This is a genomic window from Streptomyces sp. MK37H (assembly GCF_018035285.1).
Classification (GTDB): Bacteria; Actinomycetota; Actinomycetes; order Streptomycetales; family Streptomycetaceae; genus Streptomyces; species Streptomyces endocoffeicus.
The window spans coordinates 1-3,425 of record NZ_JAAAYH010000658.1; the positions used below are offsets into that span (position 1 = coordinate 1).

Genomic DNA, 3,425 nt, shown 5'->3' on the forward strand with positions numbered 1-3,425 from the left:
TTCGGCCCACTGCCGTATGAGCCGGTCGCGCAGGACGGGCTCCTCCGCGGCGCCGGTCTCCAGCGCCAGCCGCACCACCCGGCTCAGCTCCTGGGCGAAGCCGATCTGCTGGACCAGGGTGGAGACCCCGCGCTCCACCGCCAGCAGGCTCATGGCCACGCGCCAGCCGTGGCCCGCGCCGCCGACGAGGTGCTCGGCGCGGGCCACGGCCCCGTCGAAGAACACCTCGTTGAACTCCGCGGTCCCGGTCAGCTGCCGGATCGGCCGCACCTCGATCCGTCCCGGCTGGTCCATCGGCACCAGCAGAAAGGAGAGTCCATGATGGCGCTGTGAGCCCTCCTCGGTGCGCGCCAGCACAAAGCACCAGTCGGCCTCATGAGCGAGGGAGGTCCAGATCTTCTGCCCGGTGATGCGATAGGTGCCCTCGCCCGGGTCGCGGACGGCGCGGGTCCGCAGCCCGGCGAGGTCCGAACCGGCGTCCGGTTCGCTGTAGCCCTGGCACCACACCTCCTCGCCACGGGCGATGGGCGCCAGGAAGCGGGTGCGCTGGGCGGAGTCGCCGTGGGCGAGCAGGGTGGGCCCGAGGAGGTTCTCGCCGATATGGCCCAGCCGGCCGGGCGCCCCGGCGCGGGCGTACTCCTCGGCCCAGACGACCTGTTGGGTCAGCGTCGCGGCGCGGTTGCCGTACGCCCCGTCCGTACGGTCCCAGCCCAGGCCGATCCAGCCCCCCGTGCCGAGCTCGCGCTCCCAGGCGCGGCGTACGGCCATGTCGCCGTGCGCCTCGCCGGGATGGCCGCCGGTCTGCTGCTTGAGGGCGGCGAACGGTCCGGTGAAGTGCTCGGCCAGCCAGTCGCGCGCCTCGGCGCGGAACCGCTCGTCCTCCGGCCCGAAAGCGAAGTCCACAACCTCTCCCCTCGTCGGCCCTGGTGGGTGTTTCCGGTACGCCCCGCCGTTGCCGGGGTCAGGCGTTGGGGCGTTGGCCGTCGGCGGCGGCCTGGGCCATGGCCTCCAGCTGGGCCAGCATCGGCATGGGGTCGGTGCCGACCGTGCCCGGCAGGAAGTCGGCGATCTTCTCCGGGGTCCAGGCGCCCTCGGCGTATCCGGCGCGCAGTTCACGGGGCTGGGCCCAGACCGCGATCTTGGGGCCCGCGATCGTATAGACCTGGCCGGTGATCCGCTCCGCGTGGGCGCGTTCGCTCAGCAGATAGACGACCAGGGCCGCCACATCCTCCGGCTCGCCGATCTCCTTGAGTTCCATCGGTACGTTGGCGGACATCCGGGTACGGGCGACCGGGGCGACACAGTTCGCCGTGACGCCGTATTTGTGGAGCCCCAGCGCGGCGCTGCGCACCAGGGAGATGATCCCGCCCTTGGCGGAGGCGTAGTTGGCCTGAGCGACGCTGCCCTGGTGGTTGCCGCTGGTGAAGCCGATCAGGGTGCCGGAGCGCTGGCGGCGCATCACCGCCGACGCCGCCCGGAAGACCGTGAAGGTGCCCTTGAGATGAGTGGCGACGACCGGGTCCCACTCCTCCTCGGACATATTGAACAGCATCCGCTCGCGCAGGATCCCGGCGACACAGACGACCCCGTCCAGCCGTCCGTACCGCTCCAGCGCGGTGTCCACGATCCGCTGGCCACCGGCCATGGTCGAGACGTCATCGGCGACCGCGACCGCCTCGCCGCCCGCCGCCGCGATCTCCTTGACCACGGCCTCGGCGACCTCGCTGCTCGGTTCGCCGCCCTCGATCGAGACCCCGTAGTCGTTGACGACGACCTGTGCCCCCTCGGCCGCGCAGGCGAGGGCCACCGCTCGTCCGATACCGCGTCCGGCCCCGGTGACGGCGACCACCTTGCCGTCCAAGAAGTTGCCCACGTCGCGTCCCCTCCCGGAGTTTCTGACGGTCCGTTAGATTTTTGAGCAGACGCGGCCCGAGTACAAGCCCCCGCACACAAACGTCGACCGGGAACACCGAAGGAGACGCCATGCCGCTGCCAGCCGAGTTCCACGAGATCGCCAAGCGGGTCAACAACTGGGGCCGCTGGGGGACGGCGGACGAGATCGGCACGCTCAACCTGATCACCGATGCCGTGGTCCGGGAGGCCGCCGCGACGATACGGACCGGCCGTCGCGTACCGCTCGCGGTGCCGCTGCGGCAGGACGGCATCCAGACCGGAATGATCCCCGGGCGGGTCAACCCGCTGCATACGATGATCGCGGTCAACTTCGAGATGTTCGGCCCGGGCACGGTGGCGACCAGCGACGACGCCGTGACGATGGGGCTCCAGGCCGGTACCCACTGGGACGGGCTGACCCACGTCTCGCACTCCGGCAGGATCTACAACGGCCGCCCCGCCGACTCCATCACCCCCCATGACCGCGCCGCCTTCAGCGGTATCGACAAGGCAGGGCCCCTCGTCTCGCGCGGGGTGCTGCTCGATGTGGCCCGGGCCCGGGGCGCCGAGCGGCTGCCCGAGGGGCATGTGGTCACCCCCGAAGACCTCGATGCCGCCGAGGAGCTGGCCGGGACGAGGGTCCGCTCCGGTGATATCGCGCTCGTCCGCACCGGGCAGATCCAGCGCTATCTGGCGGGCGAGAAGGGAGCGTACGCGTTCCCCTCACCGGGCCTGTCCCTGCGCACGCCCGAGTGGTTCCACGCCCGCGATGTGGCGGCGGTCGCCAATGACACCCTGACCTTCGAGGCCTTTCCACCGGAGATCGAGGACCTCTGGATGCCGGTCCACGCCCTCGACCTGGTCGAGATGGGCATGCTCCAGGGCCAGAACTGGAATCTGGAGGAACTCTCCGAAGCCTGCGCCGAGGAGGGGCGCTACGCCTTTCTGCTGTCGGCCCCGCCCGAGCCGTTCGTCGGCGGCACGGGCGCGCCCGTGGCGCCCGTCGCGATCCTCTGACGGCTTGACGCCGCTGCTGCCTTGACGACTCCGATGCCCGTGGAGGGGGACGGCGGGCCGGTCTCTTTCGGGTGGCGGTGCGCTCATGCGCGCCCCGAGCACGGCACCGCGCACCGCCACCCGGCTCCCGACGCTGAGCCCTGTTTCAGCAGCGGGGGCGCGACCCGCACTCGCCAAGGAAAGTCCCCGTGAACACACGGTCCACAGAGACACCACAGCCCTCGGCGTCCCCTCGCGACGAATCGCTGATCCTAGAGTGATCAACCGAACACGTCACGTCAACACCTGGTCTGGACTTTGCCTGATTCGCCCCATGTGTGACGGCGCATAAGAGGCCGCTCGCTTCTTGGAGAGCGGCTCCTCGCCCTTCGCGCGGTCGATTTCACACCAGATCCGCTTCCCGGAGCCCTCCGGCTGCCAGCCCCAGCGATCGGCGAGACCGTCGACCAGCTCCAGACCGCGCCCATGAGTGTCCCCCTCATCGGCGCAGCGCTGGCAGGGAGCACGGTCGCTGG

Annotated in this window: 4 protein-coding genes; 1 reads left to right on the top strand and 3 read right to left on the bottom strand. The window is 70.8% G+C overall.

Translation table 11 applies throughout. From position 1 onward, the window contains the following. Positions 1-903: acyl-CoA dehydrogenase family protein (locus GWI24_RS42250; protein ID WP_210951322.1), on the bottom strand; the 903-nt coding region annotated here is incomplete at its 3' end. Positions 904-961: 58 nt separating this feature from the next. Next, positions 962-1,873 carry an SDR family oxidoreductase gene (locus GWI24_RS42255; protein ID WP_210951323.1) on the bottom strand — a complete coding sequence of 304 codons (912 nt, stop codon included), beginning with the start codon at positions 1,871-1,873 and terminating at the stop codon, positions 962-964. Positions 1,874-1,983: 110 nt separating this feature from the next. Between GWI24_RS42255 and GWI24_RS42260 the strand changes: the two genes are divergently transcribed. Further along, the gene (locus tag GWI24_RS42260) at positions 1,984-2,910 is read left to right on the top strand and encodes a cyclase family protein (protein WP_210951324.1); all 927 of its coding nucleotides are present in this window, start codon (positions 1,984-1,986) and stop codon (positions 2,908-2,910) included. A gap of 273 nt (positions 2,911-3,183) precedes the next feature. Here the strand turns inward: GWI24_RS42260 and GWI24_RS42265 are convergent. Further along, positions 3,184-3,425 (bottom strand): ATP-binding protein (locus tag GWI24_RS42265; protein WP_210951325.1); only part of this gene is annotated, 242 nt, incomplete at its 5' end.